Origin of the sequence: Variovorax sp. JS1663, from assembly GCF_002157355.1 — a bacterium.
In the GTDB taxonomy this organism is placed as follows: domain Bacteria; phylum Pseudomonadota; class Gammaproteobacteria; order Burkholderiales; family Burkholderiaceae_C; genus Variovorax.
This window is the reverse complement of record NZ_LYMK01000030.1, coordinates 17,106-32,940: the sequence shown is the minus strand read 5'-3', so window position 1 is coordinate 32,940 and position 15,835 is coordinate 17,106. Positions and strand designations below refer to the sequence as shown.

Here is a 15,835-nt window from a genome sequence, read left to right as displayed (position 1 = left end):
GGGGCTAGAATCCGCGCCGTGATCCACGCCGACTTCCGCCCGAAAGAAGCCTCCGAATCCGCCCTCGGGTTCGAGCCCATCGCGCCCTCGCGCGCGTTCGAGGAGATCGCGGCGCAGATCCGCGATCTCGTGGCCACCGGCCGGCTCAAGCCCGGCGATCGCCTCCCCGCCGAGCGCGATCTCTCCGCCAAGTTCAAGGTCAGCCGCAACACCCTGCGCGAGGCGCTGCGCGCCCTCGAGCTGAGCGGCATGATCGAGCTGCGCAAGGGCGCGGCCGGCGGCGCCTTCGTGCTGCCCGGCAGCTCCGGCGTGGTGGTCAACGGCCTGCGCGACCTCTACCACCTCGGCGCCATCCGGCCCGAGCACCTGACCGAGGCCCGCGTCTGGCTGAGCGAGATGGTGGTGCGCGCGGCGTGCGAGCGCATGACGGAGGAAGACCTGGCCGCCCTCGAGGCCAACGTCGCGGCGGCCACCAAGGCCGACAAGGCCGGCAACTTCCAGGAGCGCGCGGATCTGCACCGCGAGTTCCACAACCTGCTGGCGGCGGCCACCCGCAACCCCATCGTCCAGATCACGATGGAAGGCGTGATGGAAGTGATGCGCGAGTTCGTCAAGGCCATCGGCCCCAGCGACAACGCCTACACCCTGCCCTCGCGCCGGCGCCTGCTCAAGCACCTGCGCGCGCGCGACGCCGATGCGGCCGTCGCGGAGATGAGCAAGTTCCTGCAGCGCCTGCAGGCGAACTACATGGAACTGTGGAACTCGCGCAAGCAGTGATTCACGCCGCTGCCGCAGCCGCAGCGAACCGGCCGGCCCGCCTTCCCGACGTCACCGCCCAGCAGATGTGATGGCCGTTGCCGGCCAGCAGCACACCGCCCTGCCCGACCGATCCCGCCGCATAGAGCCGGGGGATCACGCTGTCGTCCTCGCGCAGAACCTGGTGCGAGGTGTTGACCGCGAGACCACCATCGGTGATGACGATGCGGGCCTCCAGCGGACCGAGTGCATGCAGCGGTGACTGCCACCGGCATTCCTGCAACGTACGCGCGAGCGCACCGTCCGGCAGGCCCATCGCAATGGCCAGTTCTGCCGGCGTGGCCCCGGTGCGGTACAGGTCCCTGCGATGCCGCCGGTAGTCCGGCAGGTAGGCGAAGGCCACGCCGGGCGCCGTCGACACGTGGTGCGGCGGCGCCGAGAACCGGCGCGCCAGCGCATCGTCGAACACCAGCCAGGCCTGGCCGCCCGGCTGCGAGGCGATCGCCAGGCCGGGGGCCTGCTGCTCGTCCACGAAGCGCTGGCCGTCGCGGTTGACCAGCACCGCGCCGCTCTTCAGCAGGGCCGCCTCCGGCCCGAGGGAGGCGGTCATGAAGGACATCACGAAGGGGCGGAACAGCGCGGGCGGCAGCGTCGCGAGCGCGGCGGCCATCAGCTGGCCCAGCGCCCATGAAGGCGGCAATCGCTGCACCAGGCTCGGCTTCGGCGGCGCGCCGAAGCGCAGGCCGGGGCCATAGACCACCTCCCCGTTGACGATGCGCGCGCCGATCGCCTCGGCCAGCCGGTGGCCGTCGCCCGTCGCCGTCGGGTTGACGCCCTGGATGGCCGCCAGCTCCGGACGGAAGCGCGCCTTCAGGGCGGCACCGTTGCTGTAGTCGCCCGCGCACAGGATCACGCCGCGGCGCGCGGCGATCTCCACGCGCTCGCCGCCGACCAGGGCCGCGACGCCGCACACGCCGCCGTCGTCGGCGCGCAGCAGCTCGAGCACCTCCGCACCGCACACGACCCGGGCACCGCGCCGCTTCGCCGCCTTCGACAGGTAGTAGGGATAGGCCCGCGAGTTCGGCAGCACGTTGTGCATGCGCGGATGGCGATGCGGCGGATCGGCGGTCGGGCCGTAGAAGCTCAGCCCCAGCGACATCAGCCAGTGCAGCGTGTCGGCCGCGTTGTCGACGAGGAGGCGGCGCAGCGCGCGATTCTCCTGCGACGCGAACGGCCCCATGAAGTGGTCCATGTCCTCGAAGTGCTCGTCGGGCGTGTCGACGATGCCGGCGCGCTGCTGCAGCCGGGAGCCGGCCGCGTTGATGGAGCCGACGGACAACCGGCTGCTGCCGCCGGGGACCGGGTTCTTCTCCAGCACCAGCACGCTGGCGCCAGCGGCCGCGGCCTCGATGGCGGCGGCGAGCCCGGAGGCGCCGCCGCCCACCACTACCACGTCGGCCGCGTTCACGCGCTCACTTGAGTTCCTGGCCCGCATGCTCCCCTTCGAGGAACCTGTTGGGCTTGAGGAAGAACGAGAGCACCAGCGCGCCATGGGGCGAGCGCGCCAGGTGCCGGTTGCCCTTGGGCCGCCAGACGAAATCGCCCTCGCGCACCTCGCCCTCGTCGTCGACGATGCTGCCTTCGAGCACGTAGGTCTGCTCCACCTCCACGTGCTCGTGCAGCGGCAGCTGCGTGCCGGGCTGCCAGCGGAACAGCGCCGTCAGCAGGCCGGTGGCGTCGTCCTGCATCAGCACCTTCATCTCGATGCCCGGCGTGGGCGTGGGCTTCCAGGGGAGGCTCGCCACGTCCACGTAGCGGGATGCGTCCGCCCCCAGCCCGTCGTGCCGGGGGTGGAAGGGCGTGAACGCCGTCATCGCCCCATCAGAACCGGTAGCCGTACTTGGCGGCGACTTCCTTGAAGCCGAACACGCGCGCGGCGTTCTCGCCCAGCACCTTGCGGCGCGACACCTCGCTCAGGTGGCCCATCTGCCGCTCGATGGCCTGCGCCGAGTGCGGCCAGGTGCCCTCGTGGTGCGGGTAGTCGTTGGCCCACATGAAGTTGTCCTGCAGGCCGTGCTCCTCCATCAGGCCGAGGCCGGCGCGGTCCTCGCCGAAGGTCGCGAAGCCGCGCGCCTTGAAGTAGTCCGACGGCAGCATCTTCAGCTTGGGCCGGACCCAGAAGTGGTGCTTGAGGTAGGCCTCGTCCATCGCGTCCAGCATCCATGGCACCCAGCCGATGCCGGCCTCCACGCTGCCGAAGCGCAGCTCGGGGAAGCGCTCGGCCACGCCGGCGGCGCAGATGTTCACCAACGGCTCCAGCGTGGGCGACAGCGAATGCACCACGTAGTTCACCACCGCGCCGCCGTTGCCGCGCGTGGTGCGCGGGTCCTTGCCGGTGGAGACGTGGAAGGTGGCGGGCACGCCGGCCTCGACGAAGCGCGCCCACATCGGGTCGAACTCCACCTTGTTGTAGTTGAGCTCGTTGGTCTTGGGCGGGCCGAACAGCGGCTTGCACGGCAGCGTGAAGTGGCGGAAGCCCAGCTTCAGGCAGCGGTCGATCTCCTTGAGCGTCGCCTCGATGTTGCCGGTGGCCAACGCAGCGGCGGGCGACAGGCGCTCCACGTGGGGGCCGAAGTTCTCCCAGGCCCAGGTGTTGTAGACCTCGATCTGCGCGTGAGCGAAATCGGGGTCGAACGTGTACCACATGCCCAGGCCCTTGCCGGGGAAGATGATCTCGCCGTCGATGCCGTCCAGCTCCAGGTCCTTCAGCCGCTGCTCGACGCTCGGGCCGCGCTCGGAGGCCGTGGCGCCGGCCTTGGAGCGGGCCAGGTCCTCGCCCTCCAGCTTGGCCAGGATCAGGCGGTCCGGCTGCTCGGACGCTTCCATCTTGCGCCACTGCACGCCCTTCTCGTCGATCCACACCTTGGGCAGCCGGTCGCGGTACTTGGCGTCGATGCGCTCGGCCCACAGGTTGCCCGGCTCGTTGGCATGCGTGTCCGACGAGATCATCAGGTACTTGTTGGCGGCGCCGGGCTGCGGCGACTGCTCCCAGCCGGCGGAGCCGGGGGTGTTCAGGCGCCATTGGTTGGCTTCGTTGACGACGATCTCGGTCATGACAGGGGTCCTCGGTGGGGAATGGAGGGTTGAACCACGTGAATTTGAATGGTTTGACCATTCTAAACTGCAAGGAACACCTGTCAACCCCTGGCCGGGAGGCGGGCGGGATTCAGCGGGATGTCTTGCGGGCCGGCGCCGGCACCGCGGCGGGCACTGCGTCCATGCCCTCCTGGACGATCGTCAGGTAATCGTCCATGCCCTTGGCGGCCGCCTTCGCATCGCGCGCGCGCAGCGCCTTCAGGATGCGGCGGCGCACCGGCACCAGCTCCGGTCGGGCCTTGCGGCCGGTCTGGTCGATCACGTAGCGGATGATGTCCGAGAGCGAATCCACCAGCATCGCCAGCACCTCGTTGCGGGTGGCGCGGGCGATCAGGCCGAAGAAGCGAACGCCCTCGTCGGCGCGCTGCGGCAGGTCCTCGCTCTTCTCGATCTCGGCGATGTTCTGCTCGATGGCGGCGAAGTCCTCCTCCGTCGCCCGCTCGCAGGCCAGCTCGATCACCATGCCGTTGATCAGGCGCCGCGCCTCGGCCAGGCCGGCCAGCGACACGCGGCCCAGGAACATCAGGTCCTGCAGCGACTGGGTGAGCAGCGCCGGGTTGCCGTCGCGGATGAAGGCGCCGCCCTTCACGCCCTTCTGCAGGGAGACGACGCCGGAGATCTCCAGCGTCCGCAGCGCCTCGCGCACCGCCGGCCGGCTGACCCTGAACTCCACCGCCAGGTCGCGCTCGGCCGGCAGCTTGTCGCCGGGCTTGAGCGCGCCGGAGGCCAGGCGCTTGCGGATCTGCTCGCAGATCTCCTCGAAGACGCGACGCGTCTTGACCTCCTGGAAGGACAGCTGCGGAGTGGGTTGCATCGCTTTGCCGATGTAGTTGCGTTGACCGAGGATAGCCCAAGGCCACCAACGGTCGGACTGCCCAACCGCATAGACTTGCAATGGACTGACCATTACACTATCTCGATGGACAACCCACCCCAGATCCACGGCACACCAGCCGGCCGCGTGTTGGTCTTCGATTCCGCGACCTACGTGGAGGACTATGTCGCCCACGCACCCGACACCGTCGGTGGCGTGTTGGTCAACGCCTCGTACAGCGGCGTGCTCTGCGCCCGCATGGTGATGCGGGCCCGGCCGCAGGCCGTCATCGGGCTGGACTGCGCGATCGGCAAGGACGGCGCGGGCATCGCCGGCCTCTGGTACTACGAGGCGCTCGGCGTGCCCGCCGCCGCGGCCGACGTGATGACCGCCGAGATGGGCCACGGCGCGGACCTGTACGACAACGGCATCGTCAGCCGCGTGAACGACGCCGCGCAGGCGCTGGGCATCGCCCCCGGCATGCCGGTGCGCGAGGCCGCGCGCTGCATGCTGACGGGCGAGAAGCGGCCGGCCGCCTTCGACCCCGTGCGCCGCCTCGTGGTCCACACCGCCGGCAGCGGCCGCAGCATCGTCTGCACCGATTCCATTGCCTACGCCCTGCCCGAGGACCGCGAGCGCAACGTGCTGTGCACGGCGGGCCACACCGGCCGCAGCGTGATCGGCTACTTCCGCGAGTTCCGGCCCTGGGCCTTCATCTGCTCCGACGGCGGCGGCGGCAAGAACGGCAGCGGCCTGAGCGCGCTCGAGGCGGTGGAGCCCGACGGCATCGCCGGCGCCAGCGTGAGTGCGCTCAGCGCGCGGATGGGCGACGGCCAGAGCACCTATTTCGACGGCGTGATCAGCGCCGCCAACCGCATCGCCCGAGGCAAGGGCGTGCGCGTGGGCCAGTCCGCCCGCGAGGCCGCCCTGCTGCTGCTGGAATGAAGTTCTCCCCCAGGCTTCCCCACTTCGTGTGGTCCGCCACCCCCCTTCCGGGGGGCAACACCAGCGGCCCGGCAAAGCCGGTTCCGCGGTGTTCCCCGACTGACCTGCACTTAGACCTCACTGGAGATCGAGATGAACCCACAATCAGCCTCCGGCCCGCTGCGCGGCCTTCGCGTCATCGAATTCGCCGGCATCGGCCCCGGCCCCTTCGCCTGTATGCTGCTGTCCGACATGGGCGCCGACGTCGTCACCATCGACCGCCCCGGCAAGAAGCTGGGCGAGCGGCACAACATCACCGGCCGCGGCCGCAGCGTGGTGCTGGCCGACCTGAAGGACGCCGCCGCGCGCGAGCAGGTGTATCAGCTGCTGGAGAAGGCCGACGTGCTGATCGAGGGCTATCGCCCTGGCGTGATGGAACGCCTCGGCTTCGGCCCCGACGCCGTGCTCGCGCGCAACCCGCGCATCGTCTACGGCCGCATGACCGGCTGGGGCCAGGACGGCCCGCTCGCCAAGGCCGCGGGCCACGACCTCAACTACATCGCCATCAGCGGCGCGCTCCATGCCATCGGGCCGAAGGACGGCGCGCCGGTGCCGCCGCTCAACCTGATCGGCGACTACGGCGGCGGCAGCCTCTACCTGATCGTGGGCGTGCTGGCGGCGCTGCGCGAAGCCGGCCTCTCCGGCCGCGGCCAGGTGGTGGATGCGGCCATGAGCGACGGCGCGGCCTCGCTGATGACCAACTTCGTGAGCCAGCAGATGCGCGGCGTGTTCCGCGAGCAGCGCGGCAGCAACCTGCTGGACGGCGGCGCGCCCTACTACCGCGTGTACGAGACCGCCGACGGCGAGCACGTGACGCTGGGCGCGATCGAGCCGCAGTTCTTCGCCGAGTTCTGCGAGCGCGTGGGCGTGCCCGCCGAGCTGCATGGGGCGCAGAACGACCGCGCGCAGTGGCCGCGCCTGCATGACGAATTCGCGCGCATCTTCAGCCGCAAGACGCAGGCGGAATGGACGGCCGCGCTGGAAGGCACCGACGTGTGCTTCGCGCCCGTGCTGTCGCTGTCGCAGGCACAGGCGCATCCGCACAACCGCGCGCGGCGCGCCTTCGTCGAGGTCGATGGCATTCATCAGCCGGCGCCCGCGCCGCGCTTTTCCGGCACGCCATCGCGCATCCAGGGCCCGGCGCCGAAGCAGGCCACGCCGGCCGCCGCCGTGCTCGAACGCTGGCCATGAATGCGGCGGCCGGTGCACCGGTCCGCCTGCTCGCGGCCGCGGCCTTCTTCAGCGCGGCCGCGCTGCGCGTGTGCGATTCGCTGCTGCCGCGCTTCGCCGCCGAATTCCACCGCAGCGCGGGCGAAGCGGGCCGGCTCATCGTCGCCTTCGCCGTCGCCTATGGGCTGATGCAGCTCCTGTCCGGCCCGCTGGCCGACCGCTTCGGCAAGCGGCGCCTCATGACGCTCGCGCTCGCCGGCTGCGGCGTCACCTCGGCGGCGGCGGCGTTCGCGGGCTCCTTCGACGCGCTGCTGGCTTGGCGGGCCCTATGGGGCATGGCGGCGGCCGGCATCGTGCCGCTCGCGATGGCCTGGATCGGCGACGCAGTGGCTTACGAGGCGCGGCAGGCCACGCTGGCGCGCCTGCTGCTCGGCACACTGTCGGGGATGGTGGTCGGCCAGCTCCTGGGCGGGCTCTTCGCCGAGACGGCGCTGGGCTGGCGCGGCGCCTTCGCGGTGCTCAGCGTGGGTTACTGGATCGTGGGCGCGCTGCTGTGGCGCAACGCCACTCGCGCGACCGCGGCGCCGTCGCAGGCCAACGGCCGCGGCGGCATCGGCACCGTCCTGGCGCAGTCCTGGGCCCGCGTGGTCCTGCTGGCCGTGTTCCTGGAAGGCACGTTCATGATCGGCCCGCTCAGCTACCTGCCCACCTACCTGCACGCGCGCGAGGGACTGAACCTCGCCGCCGCCTCCGCCGTCGCCGCGCTGTACGCAGTGGGCGGGCTGGCGTACGCCGTCTGTGCGCGCCGGGTCGTCGGCACGCTCGGCGAGATCCGCATGGCGGCGGTCGGCGGGATGCTGATGGCCACCGCACTGGCCGGCCTGTGGCTGCTGCCGCACTGGTCGACCGCCGCGCCGCTGGCGGTGCTGCTCGGCTTCGGCACCTACCTGTACCACAACACCCTGCAGACGCATGCCACGCAGATGGCGCCACAGGCGCGCGGCAGCGCCGTCTCGCTGTTCTCCTTCAGCCTGTTCGCCGGGCAGTCGCTCGGGGTGGTGGCCTTCGGCGGCATGGTCGACCTGCAGGCCTATGCAGCCCTGCTGCTGCTGCCCGCCGCCGCCCTGGCCGCCATCGGCGCGGGCTTCGCGCTGGCTCTCCGGCGCCGCGTCATCGACGCCGGATAGCGAAGGCGCCGCCCGCCGCGAGCAGCGCCGAGACGGCCCAGAACACGGCGGCCATGCCCACCGCCGCCCCCAGCGCGCCGAACATCATCGGCAGGAAGGTCTGGCTCGCGCTGGTGATGGTGGAGCGCACGCCGACCGCCTCGCCGGCCCGGTCCTCGGGCGAGTGGCTGTGCAGCAGCGCCATCGACACCGGCTGGCCGCAGCCCAGGCTCATGCCGAGCAGGAAGGACGCCAGCACCAGCATCCCGAAGTCGTGCAGGAGCGGGAAGGCCAGGTAGCCGAGCGCCGTGACGAACAAGGCGCCGCCCATCGTGGCCCACTCGCCCGCGCTGCGCGTGATGCGGGGCAGCAACAGGCGGATCGCGAAGGTCCCGATGCCGAAGGCGCCCATCAGCATGCCGGTGCTGGTGGCGCTGAGGCCGGCCCGCACGCCCTGCAGCGGCGCCAGGAAGGTGAAGAGGTCCCAGCCCATGGACAGCAGCCCGCTCACCAGGAACACGGCGCGCAGCGACCGATGACCCAACAGGTCGGCGACGCGTGGACGCGCCTGCGCACCGTTCGACGTGGGCGGCACGCGATGCCGCGAAGCCGCCCAGCGCAACAGCACCACGCTCGCCAGCGCGAAGCAGCACAGGGCCAGGAACGCGTAGCGATGCCCGGCCTGGTCGATCGCCACGCCCGCCAGCATCGGCCCCGCGAGCCCCGACAGCGAGAACGCGAGGGCCATCGCGGAGAAGGCGTCGGTGCGCCGCTGCGGCGCGCTCGCACGGCCGATGGCCAGGTTGACCGCGACGTGCGCCGACATGTAGCCGGTGCCGCTGAGCATGCTGGCGGCATAGAGTGCAGGCATCGCGGGCCAGGCGGCCACCAGCAGGCCGCCCGCCAGCAGCAGCACGAGCCCGCCGGCGGCGAAGGGCACGTAGCCGATGCGGTCCGACCAGCGGCCGATCTGCACCGCCGCCAGCATCGGCACGACCATCACCAGGCCCATGAGCGTGCCGATCGCCAGCGGCGATGCGTGCAGCGCCAGGGCGTGCAGCGTGATGGAAAAACGGTTGCCCGTGAACGCCGCGTGCCCGAGGCCGAGCGCGACGATCAGCCCGAGCGGCAGGCCGGAGGTGCCTAGGCCACGCAGCGCCACTGCATCAGCGTGAACGGTGGCTCGGCCTGCGCGTGGTGCTCGAAGACGCCCTCCACCTCGGCGCCGATCACCACCTCCTGCATCGGGTCGCCCAGCAGGTTGCCCAGCATGCGCACGCCGCCGGCCTCCGGCAGGTCCACCAGCACCACGAGGTACGGGCCGCGCCCCTTCAGGCAGGGATGCACCGGGTGCCACACGCGCTCCCAGCTGTAGATGCGCCCGCGCGGCGCGACCTCGACCCAGTCCGGATCGAAGCGGTGGCAGCGATGGCAGAGCCATTCCGGGCCGAACTGCCAGGTGCCGCAGCCGCTGCATCGTTGCACGCGCAGGCGGTTCTCGCGCAGGCCGCTCCAGTAGGGCTTCGACAGGCCGTCGCCCTCGGGCACCGGGATCGGCAGGCCGGCCGGCAGGTAGCTTTCAGAACTCACAGCACAGCCTCCGATCCGAGCATCAGGTTGCTGACGGGCGTGACCATGGGCCCGCCGATGACCAGCGCCACGTCGTTGCGCGGCGCCTGCGCGGTGGAGGTGCCGCGCACCTGCCGCACCGCCTCCAGCACCAGCTCGAAGCCGTGCATGTAGCACTCGGCGAGGTTGCCGCCGCTGGTGTTGAGCGGCAGCTTGCCATTGGGTGCCAGCAGGTTCTCGAGCTGGAGGAATTCGTTGGCCTCGTCCGGATGGAAGAGGCCATGCTCGGCCAGCGCCATCAGCACGCCACCGGTGAAGTTCTCGTAGCTCTGCACCACGCCCACGTCCTTCGGGGTGACGCCGGCCATGCGATAGAGGTTGGGCGCGACGGTGGCGAAGCTGGAGCTCGCGTAGTTGGGCGTGTTGTGCGGCACCGCGGCCACGCGCTCGTCCGAGCCGGTGGCGGCGCCGAGCACGTACACCGGCCGGTTCGGAAAGTCCTTGGCCCGCTCGGCCGGCACCATGATCACCGCGGCCGCCCCGTCGTTCTCCATGCAGCAGTCGAACAGGTGGAAGGGCTCGACGATCCAGCGCGATTCGTCGTACTGCGCCTCGGTCAGCGGCTTGCCGTGCATCACGGCGCGCGGGTTGCGCTGCGCATGCGCGTAGGAGGCCATGGCGATGGCGCGCAGCGCCTCCTGCTTCACCCCGTGCTCGTGCATGAAGCGGCGTGCCTTCATGGCGAACTTCTGGCCCGGTGAGAGCACGCCGTAGGGCGCCTGCCAGGCCATGTCGCCGGAGATGGTGGGCGCGGTGGGCGCCTGGCCGAAGCGGCCGAACTGCCCCTGCGCCAGGGCGCGGAAGGCCACCACGCAGTCCGACAGGCCCGCTGCCACCGCCGCCGCGCCGTTGGCGATGGCCGCGCAGTTGCCGCCGCCGCCGCCGCCCCACTGCATGGTGGTGGAGCGCAGTTGCTTCAGGCCGAGCGCCGCGGCCAGGCGCGAAGGATCGTTGCGGTCGTTGCTGTAAGAGGCGAAGCCATCGATGTCGCGCGGGTCGATCGCCGCGTCCTTGCAGGCGGCGAGGATCGCCTTCAGCGCCAGCTTGAACTCGGCATCGGGCGACTGGCCGTGGCGGTAGTAGCTCGTCTCGCCGATGCCGACGAGGGCGACGCGGCCACGCAATGTGCGTTCACCGGAATGCGCCATGCCGACCCTCCTCCCTCTCGATCACCCTCGGTCCCGGGAAGAACAGTCGCCATTTCATCGTCAAATCCCAAACATCAGATAGTTGAATGGATGGACCAATAGTAGCACAATCGCCCTCCGGCGCAGCCGCGAGACAAGGAGACGACACGATGCGATGGAAGAACCGGCCCGAGGGTTCCAACTGGGGCGAGTTCGGCGCGGACGACCAGATCGGCCGCATGAACCTGGTGACCCCCGCCCGCCGCCTGGCGGCGGTGCGCGAAGTCACGGAGGGCATCGCCTTCTGCCTGAGCCTGCCTCTGGACTACCCCGGCGGCCGCGAGCTCGTGCCGATGCGCCGCGCACCGCGCATCGAGGCGACGCGCCGCACCACTGGCGAGCCGAGCTACAACTTCTGCTTCTCGTGCCAGAACCACTCGGTGTTCGACATCACCTCGGACGACGCGGTGACGATCTGGACGCAGTACTCCTCGCAGTGGGACGCGCTGGCGCACTGGGGCCAGGAGTTCGACGCCGACGGCGACGGCGTGCCGGAGCCGGTCTACTACAACGGCTGGCGCGCCGGCGAACACGTGCTGAACCCCGACCAGCCGGGCGGCCCCTTCGCCAACAAGCTCGGCATGGAGACGCTGGCCGAACACGGGACCCAGGGCCGCGGCGTGCTGGTGGACCTGGCCGGCGAGTACGGCGAGCAGAACGTGCGCGTCGGCTACGACGCGCTGATGCGCGTGCTGGACAGGCAGCGCGCGACGGTGGAGGCCGGCGACTTCCTGTGCCTTTACACGGGCTGGGCCGACCTGGTGCTGGGCATGAAGAAGGAGCCGGACTTCGAGCGGCTCAAGACGGCATGCGCGGTGCTCGACGGCAACGACCGGCGCCTGCTGCAGTGGATCACCGACAGCGGCCTGGTCGCCATCTGCGCCGACAACCTCGGCGTGGAGCACGTGCAGGGCGCGGCCGCCGCGGGCGATGGGCCCAGGCATTCGATGATGCCGCTGCACGAGCATTGCCTGTTCAAACTGGGCATCTTCCTCGGCGAGATGTGGTACTTCGGCGAACTCGGCCCCTGGCTGCGCCAGCATCGACGCAGCCGCTTCCTGCTGACCGCGCCGCCGCTGCGCCTGCCGGGACTGGTCGGATCGCCGCCGGCGCCGGTGGGGACCGTTTGACGAGGCACGACGCATGACCCAGGACATCCGCGTCGCCCTCGTGACCGGTGCCGCCAGCGGCATCGGCCTCGCCACCGCCAGGCACTTCGCACGGCAGGGGCTGCGCACGGTGCTGCTGGACCGCTCGCCGCAGGTGGAGGCCATCGCGCGCGAGCTGCCATCGGGGGCCACCGCCCTCGTCGCCGACGTCGGCCGAAGCGAGGAGGTGCACGCCGCGATGGCGCAGGTCGAGGCGCGCTTCGGCCGCTGCGACATCCTCGTCAACAACGCCGGCATCCACCCGAAGAAGGACGGCGGCAAGTGGAAGATCGAAGAGATCCCGCTGGCGCAGTGGAACGAGGTGCTTGCGATCAACCTCACCTCCGCCTTCCTGTTCTGCCAGCTCGCGCTGCCGCTGATGCGCGCGCAGCGCTGGGGCCGCATCGTCAACGTGTCCTCGCGCGGCGGCCGCACCGTGTCGCCCGTCGCGAGCGCGCACTACGCCGCCACCAAGGCGGGGATGATCGGCTTCACGCGCATCGCGGCGCTGGAGGGCGCACCGGACCACATCACCGCGAACTGCGTCGCCCCCGGGCCGATCCACAGCGCGATGACCGCCGGCTCCTCGCCGGAAATCCGCGCCGCCTTCGAGAAGGCCGTGCCCCTGGGCCGCTACGGCGACCCGGCGGACATCGCCGCCACCGTCGGCTTCCTCGCCTCGGACGCCGCCGGCTTCATCACCGGCGCCGTGTTCGATGTGAACGGCGGCACCTTCATGCCTTGAACCGCGAGCAGGCCGGCATCGTGCCGGCGCGCCGAACCCTTTCCTGGAGACATTCCCATGAACCAACGATCCGTCCTCGTCACCGGCGGCGCCGCCGGCATCGGCCTGGCCATCGCGCGCGGCCTCGCGGCGCAGGGCCACCGCGTGCTGCTGGCCGACATCAGCGACTCGGTGCATGCAGCCGCCGACAGCCTCGCCACGCCCCAGGCGCCGGTGCACGGCCACGTCGCGGACATGGGCGTGGAGGCGCAGGTGCTGGGCACGGCGCAGCGCGCGGCCGAGCTCTTCGGCGGCTGCGACATCCTCGTCAACTGCGCGGGCGTGTCCCGCAAGCGCGACGGCCAGCCGATCCCCCCGGTGGAAGTGCTCACCGAGGACTGGGAGCGCGTGCTGCGCATCAACCTCACGGCGCCCTTCCTGCTCTCCCGCGAACTGCTGCCCGGCATGCGGCAGCGACGCTTCGGACGCATCATCAACATCGCCTCGCGCGCGGGCCGCACCTTCGTCGCGCCCGCGGGCGTCGACTACGCCGCCTCCAAGGCCGGCCTGATCGGCCTCACGCGCCACCTGGCCGGCACCTACGCACCCGACGGCATCACGGTGAACTGCATCGCGCCGGGGCGCATCGAGACGGCGCTGTCCTCGCTGTCCAGCCCGGAGATCATCGCGGCGGCGGCCAAGGCCATCCCGGTGGGACGCCTCGGCAACACGGACGAGGTCGCGGCCGCCGCGGTGTTCCTCGCCAGCGAGCCGGCCTCCTACATCACCGGCGTGTGCCTCGACGTCAACGGCGGTGTATTCATGGCCTAGGGCGCGCAGCCTCGCCGAGAGGCCGCTTCAGGATGGCGTCAGCACCTGCCCGCCGCAGACGGAGATGCACTGCCCGGTGACGTAGGCCGACAGCGGCGTCACCAGAAACTCCAGCACGTTGGCGCAGTCCTCCACCTCGCCGAAACGACGCAGCGGGATGCGCTTGAGTTCGCGCTCGTTCTGCATGCCGCGCTCCGCCGCCTGCTTCTTGATGCGCTCCGTCAGCATGGAGCCCGGTGCGATGCAGTTGACCCGGATGCCGCGGGGCCCCACGTCGGCAGCGAGGTAGCGCGTGTACTGCAGCACCGCCGCCTTGGCGATCGCGTAGGGCGCAAGACGGCCGCCCGTGCGCGAGGCATCGAGCGCCGCCATGGTGGCGATGTTGACGATCACGCCGAAGCCCTGCGCGGCCATCGCCGGCACCGACTCCTGGCAGCAGTACAGCGCGCTGCGGTAGTTCACGTCCAGCATCCGCTCGGTGTCTTCGTCGGGCATCTGCGACGCGGTGCTGCGCTCTACCGGCGTGAAGGCCCCGCCGGCGTTGTTCACCAGGATGTCGATGCGGCCGAACTCGGCCAGCGTCTGCCGGACGACCGCTTGCGCGCCCTCACGGCGGCTCAGGTCGGCCTGCACGCCGACGCTGCGCCGTCCGAGGGCGCGCACTTCGTCCGGCACGCCGGGCGCCGAGAGCGCCTCGCCGAATTCGCGGGCCGACGCGAGGTTCACGTCGGCGATCACCACGTCCGCGCCCAGCTTCGCGAGCCGCAATGCGTAGCCGCGGCCGAGGCCGCGTGCGGCCCCGGTAACGATTGCCACCTGCCCTTGCAGCGGCGCGGGCACCCCGGCCGCGCTCATGTGCCGCCCTCCGCGGCCAGGTGCTCGGCCGCGAGCAGGCCCGTGACGCAGGCCTTGACCAGGCCGCCCACGTAGCCGGCATGCTCGCCGCCTTCGACGCCCCCGGTGGCGCTGCCCGCCGCGTAGAGGCCCGCGAACACAGCGCCTCCGGCGTGCTGGGCCCGGGCGTGCTCATCGATCGCGATACCACCCATGGTGTGCGTGATACCGGCCGCCACCGGAACACCGTAGAACGGTGCCGTCGCGATGGGCTGCGGGGCAAGCGGCCCCTGGCTGCGCGGCGGCACCAGTCGGTCCAGTCCGCCGGCTGCGACCGCGGCGTTGTGCCGGCGGACTTCGTCGGCCAGTGCTTCGGCCGGCAGGCCCAGCTGGCCGGCGAGTTGCTCGATGGTGTCCGCTGTCACCACGGTACCGCCGTGGTCCGGCAGCCGCGGGTTGGGCGGATTCAGGAAGGCCGCACCGGGGCCGTCCCAGATCGCCTGGTCGAAGATCGCGATGGCGGAGGCGGGGTCGGGCAGAGCCGCCATGCGATTGGCGAGGTACACGCCGCCACGGCTCTCGTCGGCGAAGCGGCGGCCATCGGGCCCCACCGCCATGCCGGCCCCGGCCACGAGGTCCAGCCAGGGATAGGGCCACAGCCTGTCGCTGGACAAGGCATCGCGGCACAGGACATGGCCGTAGAAGCCCAGCATGCCGGAGGTGCGCGCACCCGCCGCGATGGCCATCCGCAAGCCTTCGCCGCGGCCGGAGCCTGCATTGCGCTGGACCACGCGCGCGGGGTCGGGCGAGATGCCGTACTCGCGCAGCAACTCGGGGTTGGCCTGGAAGCCGCCGTCGGCGATCAGGACCGCACGCGCCTCGATGCGCTCCTGCGCGCCGCCCGCATCGGCCAGCACGCCGTGGCAGCGGCCGTCGCGCACCAGCAGCTCGCGTGCCGACACGCCGCGGCGGATCGACCCGCCGGCCTTGGCGAGTGCCGCTTCCAGCGTGCGCAGCAGCACGTCGCCGCCGCGGCCGACGATGTCGAAGGGGCCTTCCTTGTGCGTCGCCGGGGGCGCCACCACGAAGTTGTGATACGCCGCCGCGCTGCCCTTGATGAAGCGCACGCCCTGGCCCTGCAGCCATCGCACCGCGCGCTCGGCGTTGCCGGCGAGCGCGCGCACGAGGCCCGGGTGGGCCGTGCCCTGCGTCGCGGCCTGGACCGCACGCTCCAGCTCCGCAGGCGGTGACAGGACGTTGGTGCTCGCCAGGTGGAACACGCAGCTGCTCATGCGGGAGTTGCACAGGTAGTGCTGCTCGGCGGACTGCTCCAGCACGACGGGCTTCAGTCCCAGTTCGGCGGCGCGCAGCGCGGCCGACAGGCCGGCCAGGCCGCCGCCGACGACGCACAGGTCGATGGGAGTTGTTGTCATTCG

General features: G+C 71.4%; 16 protein-coding genes. 7 read left to right on the top strand and 9 right to left on the bottom strand.

Annotated features, from left to right (window positions below; all coding sequences use genetic code 11):
* Window positions 1-18 precede the first annotated feature (18 nt).
* Window positions 19-777 (top strand): FadR/GntR family transcriptional regulator, encoded by a 759-nt coding sequence (locus A8M77_RS22895; protein ID WP_238136930.1) that lies wholly within the window; start codon window positions 19-21, stop codon window positions 775-777.
* Window position 778: 1 nt separating this feature from the next.
* On the opposite strand, the gene A8M77_RS22890 is transcribed toward A8M77_RS22895, so the two are convergent.
* The 4 genes from A8M77_RS22890 to A8M77_RS22875 all read right to left on the bottom strand — a co-directional run bounded on the left by A8M77_RS22890 (window position 779) and on the right by A8M77_RS22875 (window position 4,726).
* Window positions 779-2,224 (bottom strand): FAD-dependent oxidoreductase, encoded by a 1,446-nt coding sequence (locus tag A8M77_RS22890; RefSeq protein ID WP_238136929.1) that lies wholly within the window; start codon window positions 2,222-2,224, stop codon window positions 779-781.
* A gap of 4 nt (window positions 2,225-2,228) precedes the next feature.
* Entirely contained in the window at window positions 2,229-2,630 is a 402-nt protein-coding gene (locus A8M77_RS22885) for a cupin domain-containing protein (protein ID WP_086923812.1), read from the bottom strand.
* 7 nt (window positions 2,631-2,637) lie between these two features.
* The gene (locus A8M77_RS22880) at window positions 2,638-3,870 is read right to left on the bottom strand and encodes an amidohydrolase family protein (protein WP_086923811.1); all 1,233 of its coding nucleotides are present in this window, start codon (window positions 3,868-3,870) and stop codon (window positions 2,638-2,640) included.
* A 112-nt stretch (window positions 3,871-3,982) separates the two neighbouring features.
* Window positions 3,983-4,726: a FadR/GntR family transcriptional regulator gene (locus tag A8M77_RS22875; RefSeq protein ID WP_158100973.1), complete on the bottom strand. Its 744-nt coding sequence runs from the start codon at window positions 4,724-4,726 to the stop codon at window positions 3,983-3,985.
* Window positions 4,727-4,831: 105 nt separating this feature from the next.
* Between A8M77_RS22875 and A8M77_RS22870 the strand changes: the two genes are divergently transcribed.
* The 3 genes from A8M77_RS22870 to A8M77_RS22860 all read left to right on the top strand — a co-directional run bounded on the left by A8M77_RS22870 (window position 4,832) and on the right by A8M77_RS22860 (window position 8,067).
* The gene (locus tag A8M77_RS22870; protein ID WP_086923809.1) at window positions 4,832-5,671 is read left to right on the top strand and encodes a hypothetical protein; all 840 of its coding nucleotides are present in this window, start codon (window positions 4,832-4,834) and stop codon (window positions 5,669-5,671) included.
* 132 nt (window positions 5,672-5,803) lie between these two features.
* Window positions 5,804-6,901 (top strand): CaiB/BaiF CoA transferase family protein, encoded by a 1,098-nt coding sequence (locus tag A8M77_RS22865; RefSeq protein WP_086923808.1) that lies wholly within the window; start codon window positions 5,804-5,806, stop codon window positions 6,899-6,901.
* Window positions 6,892-8,067, top strand: a complete 1,176-nt coding sequence (locus tag A8M77_RS22860) for an MFS transporter (protein ID WP_086923871.1) — start codon at window positions 6,892-6,894, stop codon at window positions 8,065-8,067. Before A8M77_RS22865 ends, A8M77_RS22860 begins: the two co-directional genes overlap by 10 nt.
* On the opposite strand, the gene A8M77_RS22855 is transcribed toward A8M77_RS22860, so the two are convergent.
* From A8M77_RS22855 to A8M77_RS22845, 3 genes are read right to left on the bottom strand one after another with little or no spacing between them, the layout of a single operon-like run.
* Window positions 8,051-9,208, bottom strand: a complete 1,158-nt coding sequence (locus A8M77_RS22855) for an MFS transporter (protein WP_086923807.1) — start codon at window positions 9,206-9,208, stop codon at window positions 8,051-8,053. The genes A8M77_RS22860 and A8M77_RS22855 overlap by 17 nt on opposite strands.
* Window positions 9,190-9,636 carry a Zn-ribbon domain-containing OB-fold protein gene (locus tag A8M77_RS22850; RefSeq protein ID WP_238136927.1) on the bottom strand — a complete coding sequence of 149 codons (447 nt, stop codon included), beginning with the start codon at window positions 9,634-9,636 and terminating at the stop codon, window positions 9,190-9,192. Before A8M77_RS22850 ends, A8M77_RS22855 begins: the two co-directional genes overlap by 19 nt.
* Window positions 9,633-10,823: a thiolase C-terminal domain-containing protein gene (locus tag A8M77_RS22845; RefSeq protein WP_086923806.1), complete on the bottom strand. Its 1,191-nt coding sequence runs from the start codon at window positions 10,821-10,823 to the stop codon at window positions 9,633-9,635. Before A8M77_RS22845 ends, A8M77_RS22850 begins: the two co-directional genes overlap by 4 nt.
* Window positions 10,824-10,972: 149 nt before the next feature.
* Between A8M77_RS22845 and A8M77_RS22840 the strand changes: the two genes are divergently transcribed.
* From A8M77_RS22840 to A8M77_RS22830, 3 genes are read left to right on the top strand one after another with little or no spacing between them, the layout of a single operon-like run.
* A complete protein-coding gene (locus tag A8M77_RS22840) occupies window positions 10,973-11,992 on the top strand; it encodes a cyclase family protein (protein WP_086923805.1) in 1,020 nt (339 codons plus the stop codon).
* A 13-nt stretch (window positions 11,993-12,005) separates the two neighbouring features.
* Window positions 12,006-12,755 carry an SDR family oxidoreductase gene (locus A8M77_RS22835; protein ID WP_086923804.1) on the top strand — a complete coding sequence of 250 codons (750 nt, stop codon included), beginning with the start codon at window positions 12,006-12,008 and terminating at the stop codon, window positions 12,753-12,755.
* 57 nt (window positions 12,756-12,812) lie between these two features.
* Window positions 12,813-13,565, top strand: a complete 753-nt coding sequence (locus A8M77_RS22830; protein ID WP_086923803.1) for an SDR family NAD(P)-dependent oxidoreductase — start codon at window positions 12,813-12,815, stop codon at window positions 13,563-13,565.
* 27 nt (window positions 13,566-13,592) lie between these two features.
* Here the strand turns inward: A8M77_RS22830 and A8M77_RS22825 are convergent, their stop codons facing one another.
* The gene (locus tag A8M77_RS22825; RefSeq protein ID WP_086923802.1) at window positions 13,593-14,420 is read right to left on the bottom strand and encodes an SDR family NAD(P)-dependent oxidoreductase; all 828 of its coding nucleotides are present in this window, start codon (window positions 14,418-14,420) and stop codon (window positions 13,593-13,595) included.
* Window positions 14,417-15,832: an FAD-dependent oxidoreductase gene (locus A8M77_RS22820; protein ID WP_086923801.1), complete on the bottom strand. Its 1,416-nt coding sequence runs from the start codon at window positions 15,830-15,832 to the stop codon at window positions 14,417-14,419. The genes A8M77_RS22825 and A8M77_RS22820 overlap by 4 nt, the downstream gene beginning before the upstream one ends.
* Window positions 15,833-15,835 lie beyond the last annotated feature (3 nt).